Source organism: Streptomyces sp. NPDC005408 (assembly GCF_040606445.1).
In the GTDB taxonomy this organism is placed as follows: Bacteria; Actinomycetota; Actinomycetes; order Streptomycetales; family Streptomycetaceae; genus Streptomyces.
The window spans coordinates 66,218-83,324 of sequence record NZ_JBEXEX010000008.1 but is presented as its reverse complement, the minus strand read 5'-3'; the positions used below and the strand labels follow the sequence as shown (position 1 = coordinate 83,324).

The window sequence follows — 17,107 nt, the reverse complement described above, 5'->3', positions numbered from 1 at the left end:
CAGCGCCCACCGGGGCCGATTCTGCCACCCGGCGGGTCGGAGTGCCGTTCACCGGGGGCTCCGCCCCCGGACCCCGGCGCCTCAAACGCCGGCGGGGCTGAATTCAGCCCCGCCGCAGGCGCTAGGTCCTGTCCGGTCGATCGAGCCCGGCAAGATCGGCCGGACAGGACCTAGGAGGACGGGGGCTCGCCCTTCACCGGGTGGCCCCCGAGATGCGTCGGCACCGGCGCCCTCGCCAGCTCGTGCCGCAGGTCCTCCAGCTCGCTGCCGCCCGCCATCTGACGCGTCAGTTCGTCCAGCGTCACCGAGCTCTTGGTGTGCGTGGCCGACATCGTGCCCCGCTTGAGCAGTACGAAGCGGTCCCCGACCAAATACGCGTGATGCGGGTTGTGCGTGATCAGCACGACACCCAGCCCCGCGTCCCGTGCCGCCGCCACATACTTCAGCACCACGCCGGACTGCTTCACACCCAGCGCCGCGGTCGGCTCGTCGAGGACCAGGACCTTCGCGCCGAAGTAGACGGCCCGGGCGATGGCCACGCACTGGCGCTCGCCGCCCGACAGCGTGCCGATGGGCTGGTCGACATCGCGCAGGTCGATGCCCATGCGCAGCAGCTCGGAACGGGTCGTCTTGCGCATCAGGTCGACGTTGAGCCGCTTGAAGGGACCGGTACCCCTCGTCGGCTCGGAGCCGAGGAAGAAGTTCCGCCAGACCGGCATCAGCGGTACGACGGCGAGGTCCTGGTAGACGGTGGCGATACCCCGGTCCAGCGCCTCGCGCGGATTGGCCAGGCTCGCCTGCTCGCCCTCGATGAGGAAGGTTCCGGCGTCGTGCTGGTGCAGACCCGCGATGATCTTGATGAGCGTGGACTTGCCGGCGCCGTTGTCACCGAGCACGCAGGAGATCTCCCCGGCGTGCACCTCCAGTGAGACACCTTCCAGGGCACGGATGTTGCCGTAGTACTTACTGACGTTGTCGAGCTCGACGAGGGCCGTCATTTGCTTGCCTCCGCACGCTTGCGGACCCATGCGTTGAGCAGGGTGGCGAGAAGGAGCATTGCTCCGAGGAAGAACTTGAACCAGTCCGGGTTCCACTCCGCGTACACGATGCCCTTGCTGGTCATGCCGAAGATGAACGCACCGACGGCAGAGCCGATCGCCGAGCCGTAGCCGCCGGTGATCAGACAGCCGCCGATGACGGCCGCGATGATGTACGTCAGCTCATTGCCGACGCCTTCGCCGGACTGCACCACGTCGAAGGAGAACAACAGATGCTGGCCGGAGATCCAGGCGGCGAAGGCGACGCCCATGTACAGGCCGATCCTGGTCTTGTTGACCGGGACACCGACCGCGCGGGCCGCGTCCGCGCCGCCGCCGACCGCGAAGATCCAGTTGCCGAAGCGGGTGCGCAGCAGAATCCAGGTGGCCAGGGCGACCAGGGCGAACCACCACAGGATGGTCACCTTGAGGGTGACGTCACCGAGGGTGAGCTGCGAGGCGAAGACCTTCTTCGCCGAGGCGAAACCCTCCATGTCGGCGATGGACTTCGTGGAGACCGTGCCGCTGATCAGCTTGGTGAAGCCCAGGTTGAGGCCGGTCAGCATCAGGAACGTGCCGAGCGTGATGATGAAGCTGGGCAGTTTCGTCCGGGTCAGCATGAAGCCGTTGAAGACCCCGATCGCCAGCGTGACCAGCAGCGAGACAAAGACGCCGACCCAGACGTTCGCGGTCATCTGGTAGCTGACCATCGAGGAGATCAGCGCGGAGCTGGTCACCATGACACCGGCCGACAGGTCGAACTCGCCGCCGATCATCAGCATCGCGACCGGCACGGCCATGATGCCGAGCGTCGATGCCGCGTACAGGACGGTGGAGAGGCTTGACGCCTGCAGGAAGGAGTCCGCGACGATCGAGAAGAATATGAAGACCGCCGCGGCGCCGACGACCGAGCCGAGCTCGGGCCGGCCCATCAGCTTGCGCAGGGGTGAGGTGCGCAGCAGCCGCTCGTCGGTCTTCTTCGGTGTGGCAGGTGGTGCGGTCGCGCTCATCGGCTCCCCCGCTCTGTGTATTCCTGCAGTTCGGCGGCGTCCGTCTTGGTGATGATCTGCGGTCCCGTCAGGACGGGGCGCCCGCCGCCGAGCACATCGGCGTTGTACCGGTAGAGCCACAGCAGGTCCACGGCCTGGTACCCCTGGAGATAGGGCTGCTGGTCGACGGCGAACCCGAGCGTCCCGGCCTTCAGTGCGGTGGCCACCTTGGGGTTGAGGTCGAAGGTGTCGATCTCGGCCTTGCTCTCCGCGGTCTTCTTCGCCTGCACGGCGGCGTCGGCGAACGGTGCGCCCAGGGTGACGACCGCGTCGATGGAGTGGTCGGCCTGGAGCTTGGCCTCGATGGAAGCCTGGACGTCGGGCATGTTGGTGCCGTCGACGTAGAGGTTCTGCAGCTCGCCGCCGAAGGTCTTCTTCGCGCCTGCGCAGCGCTGTTCATGGCCGACGTTGCCCTGCTCGTGCAGCACGCACAGGGCCTTCTTCCTGCCCCGCTTGTCGAGTTCGTCGCCGACGGCCTCGCCCGCGATGGTCTCGTCCTGGCCGATGTGGGTGAGCGCTCCGTACGCCTTGGACTGCTCGGACCCGGAGTTGACGGTGATCACCGGGATACCGGCCTTCTCGGCCTTGGCGACGACGTCCTTCATCGCGTCGGGCTTGGCGAGCGTGACGATCAGTCCGTCGACCTTCTTGTCGATGGCCGCCTGGACGAGCTGAGCCTGCTGCTGGCCCTCGTCGTTGTGGGAGTACAGGAAGTTGATGTTGTCCTTGACGGCGGCCTGCTTCGCGCCGCTCTGGACGATGTCCCAGAAGGTGTCGCCGTCGCCCGAGTGGGTGACCATCGCGAAGGTCCAGCGAGGGGTGGTGACAGCGGCCTTGCCGGCCGCGGCCTGCGCCTTGCGGGCGTCCTCGGCGCGCTTGCCGCCGGTGCTGCTGCAGCCCGCGAGTGAGGCTCCGAGTACCGCTGCCAGCACCGCGCCGAGCGCGCGTACCCCTGTCCTTGCCCTAGCCACGACGCCGTGCCCTTCTTGCCGTACTCGCTGTGCTTCTCGGTGCGGCCGGGGGGCGTGGTGACGCGCCCCGGCCGCCCAAGTATGTGTCACGGCAGGTCGGAGGGTTGGCATCGGGTACGCCGCGTACGTCATCGGGTTCCGTCGGCGGTGAGCTTCTCCAGTGCGGGCACATCCTTCTCGGTGACCAGCGCGGGACCGGTGAGGATCGGCTTGCCGCCGCCGATCACATTGCCGTTGACCTTGTTGAGCCAGATCTCGTCGATGGCGAGATAGCCCTGGAGGTAGGGCTGCTGATCGACGGCGAAGCCGATCTGCTTGGCCTTGAGCTGCTTGACCACTTCGGCGTTGAGGTCGAAGGTGTTGACCTCGGCGCCGGAGCCCGCGCCGTCCTTGGCCTTGACCGCGGCGGCCGCCATCGGGGCGCCGAGGGCGACGACGGCGTCGATGTCCTTGCCCGCCTGGAGCTTCGCCTCGATGGACGAGGTGGACGCGGGTGTGTTGGTGCCGTCGACGTTGAGGTTCTCGACGGTGCCCTTGAAGGTCTTCTTCACACCGGCGCAGCGCGCTTCGAGCGAGACGTTGCCCTGCTCGTGGATGACGCAGACGGCCTTCTTCTTGCCGCGCTTGTTGAGCTCCTCGCCGACGGCCTCGCCCGCGACGGACTCGTCCTGGCCGATGTGGCTGAGTGCTCCGACCGCCTTGGAGAACTCGGCGCCGGAGTTGATCGTGACGACCGGTATGCCGGCCGCGACGGCCTTCTTGACGACGTCCTGGACGGCTTCGGGCTTGGCGAGGGTCACGATGATGCCGTCGACCTTCTGGTCGATGGCCGCCTGGACGAGCTGGGCCTGCTCCTTGCCCTCCTTGTTGGCCGAGTAGAGGAACTCGACGTTGTCCTTGCGGGCCGCGACCTTGGCGCCGCTCTGGACGATGTCCCAGAAGGTGTCGCCCTCGCCGGAGTGCGTCACCATCGCGATCTTGAGGCGCTGGGTGGCGGCGGGGACGCCGTCTCCGTCCTTGGAGGGGCTGTCCTTGGCCTCCTTGCCGCCGGAACTGCTGCATCCGGCGACGACGACCAGGGCACTTGCGGCGAGCAGGGCTGCTGCCGTGCGGGTGGTACGCATGGTGGGTCCGCCTTCTCTCCCGGCCGCCCGGTTGCGGCTGGGTGAGTTTTTACGGCGGTCACGGGACCCCGTCAAGACTTTGTCCGAACATTCTTACGCGAATGACATTCTTACGTGACCGAAAGTGCCACCGGTCCGGACCCGGTCACGGGCGGACGAGGAGCTGGAACTCGAAGGCGTAGCGCGAGGCGCGGTAGATGTGTGAGCCGAACTCGACCGCGCGGCCGGTGTCGTCGAAGGTGGTGCGCTCCATGGTCAGCAACGGGGCCCCGGTCGCCTCGGTGAGCAGCTCGGCCTCGATCTCGGTGGCGGCCCGCGCCCCGACCGACTGACGGGCGCTGTGCAGGGTGATCCCCGCGGAGCGCATCATCCGGTACAGACCGGTGGCCTCAAGGCGCTCGGTGTCGCAGTCGAAGAGGCCCGCGGGCAGATGGTTGCGCAGCCTGGCCATCGGCTCGCCGTGGGCGTACCGCAGCCGCTCAATCAACTGGACATCGCCGCCTTCCGCCACCCCGAGGGCGGCCGCGACCTCGGCACTCGCCGGTTCGACGGCATTGCGCAGCACGATGGTCGCGGGGCGCTGGCCGGCCGCCTCCAGGTCGTCGTAGAGGCTGCTGAGCTCAAGCGGGCGCTTGACCTGGCTGTGCACGACCTGGGTGCCGACGCCTCGGCGGCGCACCAGCAGGCCCTTGTCGACGAGGGACTGGATGGCCTGGCGGACGGTCGGGCGGGAGAGCCCGAGCCGGTTGGCCAGCTCGATCTCGTTGCCGAGCAGGCTGCCGGGGGTGAGGGTCCCTCTCTCGATGGCGGATTCCAGCTGCTGCGACAGCTGGAAGTAGAGCGGGACCGGACTGGTGCGGTCCACGCTCAGCTGAAGAGACAGGGACGGGTCCGTCACGTGTCTGGGCTGCTTGGGCACGCGCCGAGCGTAGTCGCACGGAATGTTGACGGGAAGTCGTGAAGTTCGGTTGTCAGGACAAAGTCTTGACATCGTGGCGGGCCCGCCGCCACCTTTGGGCCATGCGCATCGGACTGATCGGAACGGGACGTATCGGCACCTTCCACGCGGGCGTGCTCAGCCGCCACCGGGAAGTGGGCTCACTGGTCGTGGCGGATGCCGACGCGGCTCGGGCGGCCGAGGTCGCCGAGCGCACCGGGTCCACGGCCGCGCCCAGCGCGAACGAGATCTTCAAGTGGGGCGTGGACGCCGTGGTGATCGCCTCCGCCACCGCCGCCCACGCCGACCTCATCGCCCGTGCCGCCCGCGCCGGGCTTCCCACCTTCTGCGAGAAGCCCATCGCCCTGGATCTGCCGGGCACGCTCGGCGCCCTGCGCGAGGTCGAGTCCGCCGGCACCCAGCTCCAGCTGGGCTTCATGCGGCGCTTCGACGCGGGGTACACCGTGGCTCGTGACGTGGTGCGCTCGGGCAGGCTCGGCCGGCTGCACACCGTACGGGCCATGACCTCCGACCCGGCGCCGCCGCCCGCCGCGTATCTGCCGCTCTCCGGCGGCCTGTACCGGGACTGCCTGGTCCATGACTTCGACATCCTGCGCTGGGTGACCGACCGGGAGGTCGTCGAGGTGTACGCGACCGGCTCGGACGCCGGCCCTTCGATGTTCCGCGACGCGGGCGACATCGACACGGCGGCCGCGGTACTGACCCTGGACGACGGGACGCTAGCGACGGCGACGGCCACCCGGTGCAACGGCGCCGGTTACGACGTACGGATGGAACTGGCCGGTGAGCTCGACCAGGTCGCTGTCGGCCTGGACGACCGTACGCCGATCACCTCGACCGAACCGCAGGGCCCGCCGCCCGCCACCAAGCCGTGGCCCGGGTTCCTGGAGCGGTTCGCCCCTGCGTACGAGGCGGAGCTGGACACCTTCGTCCGGATGGTGCAGGGCGAGGCCGAGAACCCCTGCGACGGCCGCGAGGCGCTGACGGCGCTGCGGATCGCGGAGGCGTGCGAGCTGTCCCGGCGGGAGCACAGGCCGGTCCGGCTGGAGGAGATCCCGGCGGACTGAGGCCGGTGTTGCGGCCAGGACCGAGCCGGGGCCAGGCCGCGGCTACCAGCGCACCGGGAGGTGCCGGACCCCGCGCATCAGCAGCCCGGGCAGCCAGTCGAGTTCGCCGCCGGACGGGTCGAGGGCGAGATCCGGGCAGCGCTCCAGCAGCGAGCGGATCGCGATACGGGCCTCCATGCGGGCGAGCGGTGCGCCGAGACAGAAGTGGATGCCGTGCCCGAAGGCGAGATGGCCCTGGGTTTCCCGGCGGATGTCGAAGCTGTCCGGGGCCGGGTAGCGGGACGGGTCGCGGTCGCCCGCGGCGAGGCCGACCAGCACCGTCGCGCCTGCCGGAATCAGGCGGTCCCCGACCGGGACCGGCTCGGCGGCGAAGCGCGCGGTGGCGGTCTCCACGGGGCCGTCGTAGCGCAGCATCTCCTCGACCGCGCCGTCCAGGAGCCCGAAGTCGGCCCGCAGGGCGGCGAGTTGGCCGGGGTGGGCGAGCAGCGCCCGTATGCCGTTGGAGATCAGATTGACGGTCGTCTCGTGGCCTGCGATCAGCAACAGGTAGGCGAGTGCGCGCAGTTCGGCGGCCGAGAGCCGGTCGTCGTCCTCCGCGCGGGTGCGGATGAGGGCGGAGAGCAGATCACCGGTGGGACCGGCACAGCGCTTGTCCTCGATCAGCTCGTCCAGGTACGCGGCCAGTCCGCGGATGGCGTCTTCTTCGGCCCCCGCCCCGGTCGGAGCCACAACCTCGTTTGACCACTTGCGGAACGCGTCCCGGTCGGCGGCCGGGACTCCGAGCAGCTCACAGATGACGACGATCGGCAGCGGGAAGGCCAGCGCGTCCACCAGATCGCCGTGCCCGGCCGGCAGCATCTCGTCGAGCAGCTCGTCGGTGATCTGCTGGATGCGCGGACGCAGGCTCTCCACCCGCCGCCCGGTGAATTCGCGGGCCACGAGCTTACGCAGCCTGGTGTGGTCGGGCGGATCCAGAACCAGCAGATTCGGTCCGATGACCTGCTCGTCGAGCATCATCGCGCCCACCGTGGCGGGCGATTTGGACAGCCGCGGGTCGGCGAGCGCGGCCCGCGCCTCCTCATGACCGACGATCAGCCAGAACGGCTCACCGCCCCCCATGCGCACCTCGTGGACCGGCCCCGCCTCACGCAGCCGCGCATAGAACGGATACGGGTTCGCGGTGAACTCCGCCCCGTACTCACTCAGATCGACGGTCGTCATCACGCCAGCCTACGTGGACTGCGTGGGGTCGTCCTCGTCGAGCAGGCCCGCATCGTGCGCCAACAGCGCGATCTGGACACGGTTGTTGAGGTCCAGCTTGGCCAGAATGCGCGAGACGTGCGTCTTGACGGTCGGCACGCTCATATAGAGGGTCGCGGCGATCTCGGCGTTGGACCGGCCGCGGCCGACAGCGACGGCCACCTCGCGTTCGCGCTCGGCGAGCGAGCCGATCCGTTCGGCGGCCGAAGTCTTGCGGGTGTCGGGGGTGCGGTCGACGATCTGTGTCATCAACTGGCGGGTGACGGCCGGGGAGAGCACCGGATCGCCCGCAGCCACCCTCCGTACCGCGGCCACGATCTCGGCGGGCGGAGTGTCCTTGAGTACGAACCCGGCGGCTCCCGCGCGCAGCGCCCGCAGCACCTGCTCGTCCGCATGGAAGGTGGTCAGGACGACGATTTCGGGGGCGTCCGGGCGGCGGCGCAGCGCCTCGGTCGCGGCGAGGCCGTCCATCGTCGGCATCCGGATGTCCATCAGCACCACATCGGGCGCGAGCCTGTCGACGAGCCCCGCGACCTCGGAGCCGTCGGCCCCCTCCCCCACGATCTCGAGGTCGTCGGCCCCGCCGAGCATGAAGGCGAGTCCCGCGCGTACGAGAGGGTCGTCATCGACGACGAGCAACCGGATAGTCATGCGGCCCACGGTAGCCAGGCCCGGACGCGGAATCCGCCGTCGTCCGTCGCTCCGTGTTCAAGCCTGCCGCCCGCGAGCGTGGCGCGTTCGGTCAGACCGATCAGCCCCTGGCCGGATCCTGGGACCTTCTCGACCTCGCCGACCGGGGCGGGGTTGTCGACGTCCACGGTGAGACCGCGGCCGGGTCCGCCGCTGACGACGACGGTGACCTCGGCGCCCGGCGCGTGTTTACGGGCGTTGGTCAGGCCCTCCTGGGCGATGCGGTAGACGGTGCGGCCGGTGGCGGCGGGGACGGCGGCCGGGTCGCTGATGCGGTTGTCGAGGGTGACCTTCATGCCCGCCTGCCGGGACTCGGCGACCAGGTCGTCGAGGGTGGCGAGCGTGGGCTGCGGCCGGTCGCCCCCGTCGCCGTCGCCGGGGGTGCGCAGTACGCCGATGATCTCGCGCAGATCCTGGAGCGCCTCGTGGGCGCTGTCGCGGATGACGCCGGCGGCGCGGGCGACCTCGGCCGGGGGTGCGTCAGGCCGGAATTCGAGGGCGCCCGCGTGCACGCTGAGGAGGGTCAGCCGGTGGGCGAGCACGTCGTGCATTTCGCGGGCGATGGCCTCGCGGGCGAGCCGCTGGGCGTGCTCGGCGCGCAGTTCGGCCTCGCTCTCGGCCCGCCGGGCGCGCTCGCGCAGGGCTACGACGAGCTGGCGCTGGGCACGTACGAGCATGCCCCAGCCGATCATCAGCAGGATCAGGATCACGCTGGTGAGGAGCGAGGCCAGGAACGACATGGTCGGATCGGGGCGCACGAGGGTCGCGGCCGCGGAACCGGCGACGGCGAGAGCCCCCACGATCGCGACGGGTTTGAAGGGGCGGTGCACGGCGAGGCTGAACAGGCTCACCAGCAGGGCGCCTGCCGAGACCGGCGACACCACGCTCACCACGAGCAGCGTGAGCGCGAGCCCGAGTGGTGCGCGGCGCCTGGCCCACAGGGCGCAGCAGGCCAGTGCGCCGACCGCCTGGTCGGCGAAGACGACGAGGTCGGAGTTGCCCGCTTTCTGGCCGGCCTCGGATGCCAGCATGCCGATGATCGCGGCAAGCACGAAAGCGAGGGTGTCGACGACCCAGTCGCGTACGGTACGGCGCGGCCTTGACCTGGTCCGGTTGCCGGACAGGTCCGCATCCTCCGACATGGCCGAGGGCAGCAGCCAGGGGTACTCCGTGCGCGTCATATCGACAAATCTACGCAGGCGGGAGCAGGGATGTGGGCGCTGACTGCGGGAAGCTACCAAAGTCGCGCAGGCTCAGACTTTCGACGGCGCTACGCATCCCGAGGGCCGACGCGAGGCCGCCGCAGCTCCGACGACGATCGGGGCATGAAAAGGATTCTCGAAGGCATCGGCATGGTGCTGCTGGTCGCGGGTGTCTGCGGGGTGCTGCGCGAGCTGACCGGCTGGTTCCCCTTCATGGGCTTCACGCGATTCGTCACGGAGCACTTCGAGTTCCTGCACGGCCGGGAGATCTTCGCGAACGTGGTGATCGGCGTGGTCGGCTTCGCGGTGCTGATGATCTCGGACCAGTACAAGAAGGCCTAGGGCCTGTCGTTTGGATCAGGCCCTAGGCGGCGGCTCAGGATCTAAGCGGCGGCGCGGCGGCCCCAGGTCGTGCCGGCCAGGACCAGGGCCGCGCCCAACAGACCGGGCGCGCCCAGGTGTTCGCCGCCGATTGCGATGCCCGCCGCTGCGGCCCACAGCGGTTCGGTGCCGAGCAGCAGGCTGACGCGGGACGGCGAGGTGCGGCGTACGGCCCACATCTGCACGAAGAACGCGAACAGCGTGCAGAAAACGGAGAGGAAGAAGAGCCCGGCCCACTCGCGCGGGCCGAATCCGGCGGCCACGGACAAGGGCGAGGCGCCGGTGCCGGGGAGGGCGGCCAGTACCGCGAAGACCGCGACCGCGCCGCCCAGTTGGACCGTTGTCAGGGAGAGCGAGTCCGCGTTCCGCACCGCCTTGATCCTCGCCATCGCCAGCACATGGACGGTACGGGCGAGCGCGGCCAGCAGCATCAGCAGATCGCCGAGCGAGGGGGCAGTGAATCCGCCGCCCTGGGTCAGCAGCACCACACCCAGGACGGAGAGCCCGGCCGCGGCCACGAAGGCCCTCGGCGGCCGAGCCCTGGTCACCGCCGCCTCGGCGAGCGGCGTGAAGATCATGGTGAGGCTGATGATGAGCCCGGCGTTGGTGGCCGAGGTGTGCACGACGCCGTATGTCTCCAGCAGGAAGATCCCACTCAGTACGAGCCCGAGGAGACCGGCGCCGCGCCACTGCGCGCCGGTCAGCGCCCGCAGTCTGCGATGACCCGCCGCGGCCAGCACCGGCAGGACGAGCGCGAAGCGGAGCACCAGCACGGCGACGACGGTGTGCGTCGTGGTGATGCCCTTGGCCGCGAGATAGCTCGCACCCCAGACGACGGCCACGAGCAGCACGGGCAGATCGGTGAGCCAGGCACGGCGGGGTGCGAGCGCGGGCGCGGGTACGGCGATCGACGACACCTGGATCTCCCATGGATACGAGCTGGTGGAGACCTCGGCGGCTCGCACACGGAGCGATCACCGTACCCGGGGCGGATGTGTGAGTGCTACACGTTTCACATGGCCTATTAGCTGCCGTACTCGGGGCGGCCGGCCAGCTCGTACGTGTGGATGGCCACGCCCGCGCCCGTGACGCTGGACCCGGTGTGCCGGAACGCGGTCGGCACCGCGCCGCTGGCGAACAGGCGTCGGCCCGTGCCCAGGACGATGGGGAAGGTGAGCACATTGAGCTCGTCGATCAGGTCGTGCGCCATGAGGTAGTGGGCGAGTGCACCGCTGCCGTGGACCTGGAGTTCGCCTTCCGTGCGCTCCTTGAGCGCGGCGACCTCCTTGGCGAGGTCACCGTCGATGATGGTCGTTCCCGCCCAGTCCGCCTTTTCCAGCTTGGTCGAAGCGACGTACTTCGGCGTGGAGTTGAGCTTCGTCGCGATCGGGTTGTCGGGGTCGGTCACCTTCGGCCAGTAGCCCGCGAAGATTTCGTACGTACGGCGGCCGAGCAGAAAAGCACCGGCCCGGCCGATGACCTCCGTCATGAAGCGGCCGAATTCCTCGTCCCCGTACGGCACCGACCAGCCGCCCAGCGCGAAGCCGCCGCTGGAGTCCTCGTCCGGCCCGCCGGGGGCCTGCATCACGCCGTCGAGGGTGACAAAAGTGGTGATCGAGAGCTGTGCCATAGCAGGTTCCTCTTTCGGGGTGCTCTGGATTGCGGTGTTCCGTTCAACAGCTGAGACCCCCCTCGTACCGGGAATTCATCGGTCGGCCCGGCAGGCCGTCGGCCCTTCCTATCCTGCATTCGTCGAGAACAGGCCGCCCGTCGGTCCCTGCTTGTCGCCGCCCTGGGCCTTTCTGAGGGCGTTGGCGAGACCCTCGATGGTCAGCGACTGGAGGATCACCCGCCCATTGCCCTCCAGGGTCGCAAGTGAGAGGCCCTCGCCGCCGAAGACGGCGTTCATCAATCCCTGGCGGTTGAGGCCGCCGATGCGCTGGACGCCGTACTGGATGCCCTCCTCGAAGGCGACGATGCAGCCGGTGTCGACCTCGATACGGCCGCCGAAGTCGGCGGGGTTGAGGTCGATGAAGTTGCCCGCGCCGCAGATGATGACCGTGCCGCGGCCGGTGAACTTCTCCAGGATGAAGCCCTCGCCGCCGCTGCGGCCGGTCTTGCCGCCCTGGAAGGCGATGCCGAAGTTCACGGTGGACTCGGCGGCGACGAAGGCGTCCTTCTCGGCCATCCACGCGCGCGTGCCGTCGAGTTCGAGGGCGCGCATCTCGCCGGGCAGTACGCCCGCGAAGCCGACGGTGCCCTCGCCGCCGGTGGAGGTGAAGTACTGGAAGGCGAGGGACTCACCGGCGAGGGCGCGCTGGCCGGCCTGCATGGCGGTGCCCATGGCCTGGCGCAGCATCCCGCCCATGCCGCCGGAACCCGAACCGGAACCGCCGGAACCGCCGGAGCCGCCGGGGCCGCCCGAGGGCTGAGCCCCGCCCGCGCCGGGTCCGGACAGGCGGGTCTCCATCGTCACGTTGGACGTCTTGAACAGGAACTTCCCGGCCTCGCAGTAGACGGTCCCGCCCGGCTGGAGGGAGACGACCGCCATCTGGATGGCGTTGCCGACGATCTCTTGCTGAAGGGTCACACGGGGATTCAACGTCCGTTTGCCGCCAGCGCCGAGGAGGCAGGGCCGCTTTCCTTGACGTCGTAACCACTACTGACAACTGCTGACAAAGGGGTACGGATGTCCAGGACTGCTCTGGTGACCGGAGGCAGCCGCGGCATGGGGGCGGCGATCGCGTTGCGGCTGGCCCAGGAGGGTGCCGATGTGGCGATCACCTATGTACGGGGCGAGGAGGCCGCCCAGGAAGTGGTCCGCAAGATCGAGGCGACGGGGCAGCGGGGCATCGCGCTACGGGCGGACGCGGCCGACGCCGATGCGCCGGGCCGGGCCGTCGCCTTGGCCGCCGAGCGCCTGGGACAGCTCGATGTCCTCGTCAACAATGCAGGCGTCGGCGTACTCGGCCCGATCGAGAGCCTGTCCGTCGGCGATGTGGACCAGGTCATCTCGGTGAACGTACGGGCCGTCTTCCTCGCCTCGCAGGCGGCGGCCGCCCGGATGGAACGCGGCGGCCGGATCATCTCCGTGGGCAGCTGCATGGCCCAGCACGTTCCCGGCCCCGGCGGCACGCTCTATGCGATGAGCAAGTCGGCGCTGACCGGCCTGACCAAGGCGCTGGCCCGGGAGCTGGGCGCCCGCGGAATCACGGCGAACCTGGTACACCCGGGCCCGATCGACACGGACATGAACCCGGCGGACGGCCCGTACGCCGAGCCGCAGAAGGCGGGGACGGCGCTGGGGCGCTTCGGGCGGCCGGAGGAAGTGGCGTCGCTGATCGCGTACTTGACGAGCGACGAGGCGGCGTACGTGACGGGGGCGGAGCTGTCGGTGGACGGGGGGCACGCCGCGTAGTACCGGGGCTCCGCCTCCGGACCCCGCGCCTCAAACTCCCCAGACTTCGTCCGGGGGGACCCCCACGGGGCTGAATGTGCGGCCCTGCCGCACATGCAGCCCCGCCGGCGTTTGAGGACACGCGCGAAGCGCGTACGGGGGTCCGGGGGCGGCGCCCCCGGTTACGTGACGTCAGCCGCCCAGTTCCTGGTGGCGCGCGGCCAGCCCGTTAGCGCCCTTCTCAGTGAGCGAGCCGAACAGGCGGAGGCGGGAGATGCCACCGTCGGGGTAGATGTCCACCCGGACGTGAGTGCCCACAGCCGGGGCGTCCAGGACGAAACGGTGGTTCGTGTCCGGCTGCAGACGGGTCCGCGGGAGGACCTCCGTCCAGGAGTCCGAGCCGTCCGAGACGGACAGGGACGCCCAGCCCGCGCTGTTGCCCTTGAGGTAGGCCGTGTCGATCTCCACCGCGCGGATCTCGGACTGCGCCACCAGCTGGTAGCGGATCCAGTCGTTGCCCTTGTCCCGGCGGCGGCGGGTCTCCCAGCCGTCGTCCATCTTGCGGGAGCGGCCCGGTTGGATGGTGTTGGTGGCCGGGGAGTAGAAGCGGTCGGAGGCGTCGTCGACCTGGCCGCCGTTCTCCAACGCGACGAGGTCGAAGGTGCCGAGCACGCCCAGCCACGCCGGGTCGGGCGCGACCTCACCGTAGACACGGAGGCGGGCGATGCCGCCGTCGGGGTGCTGGTTGACGCGCAGATGCGTGAAGCGCTGCTCGATGTCGACGGCGAAGCCGTTCGCCGCGTGGCCGCCGATGGCGGTGCGGGGCACGAGCGTTGTCCACTTCACGTCGCCGGCGAGCAGCTCGTCGGGCGAGGGCGACCCGGTCACCGACGTGGCCTCCACAGAGACCGCCTGCGGGTAGTTGCCGCGGAAGTGCGCGGTGTCGATGACGATGCCGCGTACGACGCCGGGCGCTCCGAGGCGTACGAGTGCCCAGTCGTGGTCGTCGGCGGTCGGGTGCGGCTGTTCGGCCGAGATACCACGGCGGCGGCGGGTCTCCCAGCCGTCCATGATCTTGCCCTTGTGGCCGAAGTGCTCGGGGTCGAACTCCGCGGCCTCGGGCTTGAGCATGTTCTCGCGCTCGGCGAAGAACTCGTCGTTGGCGGCGATGACGCCCGCGCCGAGCCGCCGGTCGGCGAGGTCGGCGTGGTGCGTGAAGGGGAAGTCCGCCGTGCGGTAGTCGGCGTACGGGTCGCCGCCGCCGAACGGGCTGGCGTCACCGGTGAAGGAAGGGATGGACACGATCAGTTGTTCCTTTCGAGCAGCCGGCCGGTCGGCTCGGCCAGGGTGCCGTTCTCCACGATGCGTTCGCCGCGCAGCCACGTCGACCTGACGACTCCGTGCAGGGTCTTGCCCGCGTACGCGGTGACCTGGTTGCGGTGGTGGAGCTCGGCCGGGTCGACGGTGAAGGTCTCGTCGGGCGCGAGGACCGCGAAGTCGGCGTCGCGCCCGGCCTCGATCGCGCCCTTCTGGCTGAGGCCCGCGAGCTGCGCGGGCGCGGCGGACATCCAGCGGACGACGTCCTCGAGGGTGCGCCCGCGCTTGCGCGCCTCGGTCCAGATGGCGGGGAGGCCGAGCTGGAGTGAGGAGATGCCGCCCCATGCGGAGGCGAAGTCCGGGGTCTTGAGATCGGTGGTGCAGGGCGAGTGGTCGGAGACGATGCAGTCGATGGTCCCGTCGGCCAGGCCGTCCCACAGGGCGTCCTGGTTCTCGGCCTCGCGGATCGGCGGGCAGCACTTGAACTCCGTTGCCCCGTCCGGGACTTCCTCGGCCGTGAGGGTGAGGAAGTGCGGACAGGACTCGACGGAGATCTTGACGCCCTCGCGCTTGGCGGCCGCGATCAGCGGCAGCGCGTCGGAGGAGGACAGATGCAGGACGTGCACACGGGCGTTGAGGCGCTTGGCGTGTGCGATCAGGCCCTCGATCGCGGTGTTCTCGGCGTCGCGCGGGCGGGAGGCGAGGAAGTCCGCGTACTTGGGTCCGGCCTCCTGCGGCGCAGCGGCCAGATGGTGCGGGTCCTCGGCGTGCACGATCAGCAGTCCGCCGAAGCCCGCGATCTCGGCCATCGACTGGGCGAGTTGCTCCTGGCCGAGCTCGGGGAACTCCTCCACGCCGGACGGCGAGAGGAAGCATTTGAAGCCGAAGACCCCGGCGTCGTACAGCGGCCGGAGGTCCTTCACATTGGACGGGATCGCGCCGCCCCAGAAGCCGGTGTCGACGTGTGCCTTGGGCCGCGCCACATCCTGCTTTGTGCGCAGGTTCTCGACCGTGGTGGTCGGCGGGAGGGAGTTGAGGGGCATGTCCAGCAGGGTGGTGATGCCGCCCGCCGCGGCTGCGCGGGTGGCGGTCCAGAAGCCCTCCCACTCGGTGCGGCCCGGGTCGTTCACATGGACATGGGTGTCGACGAGGCCGGGGAGCAGGACATCGTCCCCGAAGTCCTCCAGCCGGGCACCGGCCGGCACCTCGGCGTCGTACGGCAGCACCGCCGCGATCTTTCCGGCGGCGACGGCGACCGATGCGGCCCGCGTGCCCTCCGGGGTGATCACGCGCGTCGAGCGCAGTACCAGCTTCACGTCCACATTGGACACCCGTGCCCCTCACTTCCGTCCGGTACAGCGGACCGTACAGCGAAATTCAACGAACTGTTGAAGGAGTCTTCACTCCGGAGTCCTCTCCGTCAAGACCCGCCCGGCGCCGTCCGCATGCCTGGATATTTCCACAAGGTGGAAGTAGAATTCCGTAAAACAGAAGGTCGTTTTCACCAAGGAGACCGTCAAGGGACCATGGAAAGTGACTGCCGACACGTGGACAAACGCCCCCTGACCGGCAAAGACGCCTTGACGAGAGCAGTGTGCCCGGCCCGGACGCCCGGTAGGCTGCTCACTTGCCCGCCTGCCCGAAAGGACCGTTGACGTGCCAACGTCCAGCGCCAGCACCACCGACGCCGCCAAGCCCGCATCCAGCGGTGGCGTGCAGTCCCTGGAGCGCGCCTTCGACCTGCTCGAGAGAATGGCCGACGCCGGCGGCGAGGTCGGGCTGAGCGAACTCTCCGCCAGCAGCGGCCTGCCGCTGCCCACGATCCACCGGCTGATGCGCACGCTGGTGGCCTGCGGCTACGTACGCCAGCAGCCCAACCGCCGCTATGCGCTCGGCCCCCGGCTGATCCGCCTCGGCGAGTCCGCGTCCCGGCTGCTCGGCACCTGGGCGCGCCCCTACCTCGCCCGGCTGGTCGAGGAGACGGGCGAGACGGCAAACATGGCGCTGCTCGACGGCGACGAGATCGTGTACGTCGCGCAGGTACCGTCCAAGCACTCCATGCGGATGTTCACCGAGGTCGGACGGCGCGTGCTGCCGCACTCCACCGGCGTGGGCAAGGCGCTGCTCGCCCACACCCCGCCGGACGAGGTACGGGCGCTGCTCGCCAGGACCGGTATGCCCGCGGCCACCGAGAAGACGATCACGACGCCCGAGGGCTTCCTGGAGGCGCTCGAACAGGTGCGGCTCGCCGGCTATGCGGTGGACGACAACGAGCAGGAGATAGGGGTCCGCTGCCTCGCGGTGCCGGTGCCCAACTCCCCGACGGCTGCGGCGGTTTCGATCTCGGGCCCCGCGGGCCGGGTCACCGAGGCGGCCACCGAGAAGATCGTCCCGATCCTCCAGGAGGTCGCGAAGGACCTCTCGGCGGCGCTGGCGAGCACGGCGGCGCAAGGCTGATCCCCTGAATCCCTGAACCAGCAACGCCCTGCTCCGACGGCTCGATGCCGCAGGAGCAGGGCGTTCAGCTTTTCGGGGAGGACGCGTGGAACAGGATCCCGAGCGGGTCGCGCTCGGCTGTACCGAGGACTCCGAGTGGCGCAACCGCGATGTGTTCCTGTGCGGGCGCGCGGAGATCGTCGAGTTCCTGCGCGTGA

The 17,107-nt window shown here is 69.7% G+C and carries 17 protein-coding genes and 1 pseudogene; 5 read left to right on the top strand and 13 right to left on the bottom strand.

The genetic code is table 11. The annotated features are described in order from the left end of the window. Positions 1 to 170: 170 nt before the first annotated feature. The 5 genes from ABZS64_RS10875 to ABZS64_RS10855 form a co-directional block, all read right to left on the bottom strand. Entirely contained in the window at positions 171 to 998 is an 828-nt protein-coding gene (locus tag ABZS64_RS10875; protein ID WP_355826245.1) for an ATP-binding cassette domain-containing protein, read from the bottom strand. Further along, positions 995 to 2,047, bottom strand: coding sequence for an ABC transporter permease (locus ABZS64_RS10870; RefSeq protein WP_355826242.1), 1,053 nt, complete (start codon positions 2,045 to 2,047; stop codon positions 995 to 997). Before ABZS64_RS10870 ends, ABZS64_RS10875 begins: the two co-directional genes overlap by 4 nt. Next, positions 2,044 to 3,057, bottom strand: a complete 1,014-nt coding sequence (locus tag ABZS64_RS10865) for a sugar ABC transporter substrate-binding protein (protein WP_355826240.1) — start codon at positions 3,055 to 3,057, stop codon at positions 2,044 to 2,046. Before ABZS64_RS10865 ends, ABZS64_RS10870 begins: the two co-directional genes overlap by 4 nt. Positions 3,058 to 3,185: 128 nt before the next feature. Then, positions 3,186 to 4,181 (bottom strand): substrate-binding domain-containing protein, encoded by a 996-nt coding sequence (locus tag ABZS64_RS10860; protein WP_355826238.1) that lies wholly within the window; start codon positions 4,179 to 4,181, stop codon positions 3,186 to 3,188. A 145-nt stretch (positions 4,182 to 4,326) separates the two neighbouring features. Continuing rightward, positions 4,327 to 5,046 carry a GntR family transcriptional regulator gene (locus ABZS64_RS10855; RefSeq protein ID WP_355826590.1) on the bottom strand — a complete coding sequence of 240 codons (720 nt, stop codon included), beginning with the start codon at positions 5,044 to 5,046 and terminating at the stop codon, positions 4,327 to 4,329. Positions 5,047 to 5,201: 155 nt separating this feature from the next. Here ABZS64_RS10855 and ABZS64_RS10850 point away from each other — a divergent pair, with 155 nt between their 5' ends. Beyond that, positions 5,202 to 6,206 carry a Gfo/Idh/MocA family oxidoreductase gene (locus ABZS64_RS10850; RefSeq protein WP_355826235.1) on the top strand — a complete coding sequence of 335 codons (1,005 nt, stop codon included), beginning with the start codon at positions 5,202 to 5,204 and terminating at the stop codon, positions 6,204 to 6,206. 42 nt (positions 6,207 to 6,248) lie between these two features. Here ABZS64_RS10850 and ABZS64_RS10845 read toward each other — a convergent pair whose 3' ends face one another. The 3 genes from ABZS64_RS10845 to ABZS64_RS10835 are packed head-to-tail and all read right to left on the bottom strand — an operon-like array spanning position 6,249 to position 9,337. Then, positions 6,249 to 7,427 carry a cytochrome P450 gene (locus tag ABZS64_RS10845; protein ID WP_355826232.1) on the bottom strand — a complete coding sequence of 393 codons (1,179 nt, stop codon included), beginning with the start codon at positions 7,425 to 7,427 and terminating at the stop codon, positions 6,249 to 6,251. A gap of 9 nt (positions 7,428 to 7,436) precedes the next feature. After that, positions 7,437 to 8,117 carry a response regulator transcription factor gene (locus ABZS64_RS10840; RefSeq protein WP_355826229.1) on the bottom strand — a complete coding sequence of 227 codons (681 nt, stop codon included), beginning with the start codon at positions 8,115 to 8,117 and terminating at the stop codon, positions 7,437 to 7,439. After that, a complete protein-coding gene (locus ABZS64_RS10835) occupies positions 8,114 to 9,337 on the bottom strand; it encodes a histidine kinase (protein ID WP_355826227.1) in 1,224 nt (407 codons plus the stop codon). Before ABZS64_RS10835 ends, ABZS64_RS10840 begins: the two co-directional genes overlap by 4 nt. A 144-nt stretch (positions 9,338 to 9,481) precedes the next feature. Here ABZS64_RS10835 and ABZS64_RS10830 point away from each other — a divergent pair, with 144 nt between their 5' ends. After that, positions 9,482 to 9,700: a hypothetical protein gene (locus ABZS64_RS10830; protein ID WP_355826225.1), complete on the top strand. Its 219-nt coding sequence runs from the start codon at positions 9,482 to 9,484 to the stop codon at positions 9,698 to 9,700. A gap of 41 nt (positions 9,701 to 9,741) precedes the next feature. Here ABZS64_RS10830 and ABZS64_RS10825 read toward each other — a convergent pair whose 3' ends face one another. From ABZS64_RS10825 to ABZS64_RS10815, 3 genes are all read right to left on the bottom strand, one after another. Further along, a complete protein-coding gene (locus ABZS64_RS10825) occupies positions 9,742 to 10,656 on the bottom strand; it encodes a DMT family transporter (protein WP_355826588.1) in 915 nt (304 codons plus the stop codon). 107 nt (positions 10,657 to 10,763) lie between these two features. Next, positions 10,764 to 11,369 (bottom strand): dihydrofolate reductase family protein, encoded by a 606-nt coding sequence (locus ABZS64_RS10820; protein ID WP_355826223.1) that lies wholly within the window; start codon positions 11,367 to 11,369, stop codon positions 10,764 to 10,766. A gap of 108 nt (positions 11,370 to 11,477) precedes the next feature. Then, positions 11,478 to 12,329, bottom strand: a complete 852-nt coding sequence (locus ABZS64_RS10815; RefSeq protein WP_355826220.1) for an AIM24 family protein — start codon at positions 12,327 to 12,329, stop codon at positions 11,478 to 11,480. Positions 12,330 to 12,428: 99 nt separating this feature from the next. On the opposite strand from ABZS64_RS10815, the gene ABZS64_RS10810 reads away from it, so the two are divergent. Further along, entirely contained in the window at positions 12,429 to 13,157 is a 729-nt protein-coding gene (locus tag ABZS64_RS10810) for an SDR family oxidoreductase (RefSeq protein ID WP_355826218.1), read from the top strand. A gap of 171 nt (positions 13,158 to 13,328) precedes the next feature. Here ABZS64_RS10810 and alc read toward each other — a convergent pair whose 3' ends face one another. Then, complete coding sequence (gene alc / locus ABZS64_RS10805) at positions 13,329 to 14,441, bottom strand: allantoicase (RefSeq protein ID WP_355826585.1); 1,113 nt, start codon at positions 14,439 to 14,441, stop codon at positions 13,329 to 13,331. Beyond that, positions 14,441 to 15,784, bottom strand: coding sequence for an allantoinase AllB (gene allB, locus ABZS64_RS10800; protein ID WP_355826216.1), 1,344 nt, complete (start codon positions 15,782 to 15,784; stop codon positions 14,441 to 14,443). Before allB ends, alc begins: the two co-directional genes overlap by 1 nt. Positions 15,785 to 16,109: 325 nt before the next feature. Here allB and ABZS64_RS10795 point away from each other — a divergent pair, with 325 nt between their 5' ends. Continuing rightward, on the top strand, positions 16,110 to 16,910 hold the full coding sequence (locus tag ABZS64_RS10795) for an IclR family transcriptional regulator (protein ID WP_355826213.1): 801 nt from the start codon (positions 16,110 to 16,112) through the stop codon (positions 16,908 to 16,910). A gap of 85 nt (positions 16,911 to 16,995) precedes the next feature. After that, positions 16,996 to 17,085 (top strand): annotated as a pseudogene (locus tag ABZS64_RS10790) (DUF1348 family protein); the annotation flags it as partial. Between the last annotated feature and the right edge of the window lie 22 nt (positions 17,086 to 17,107).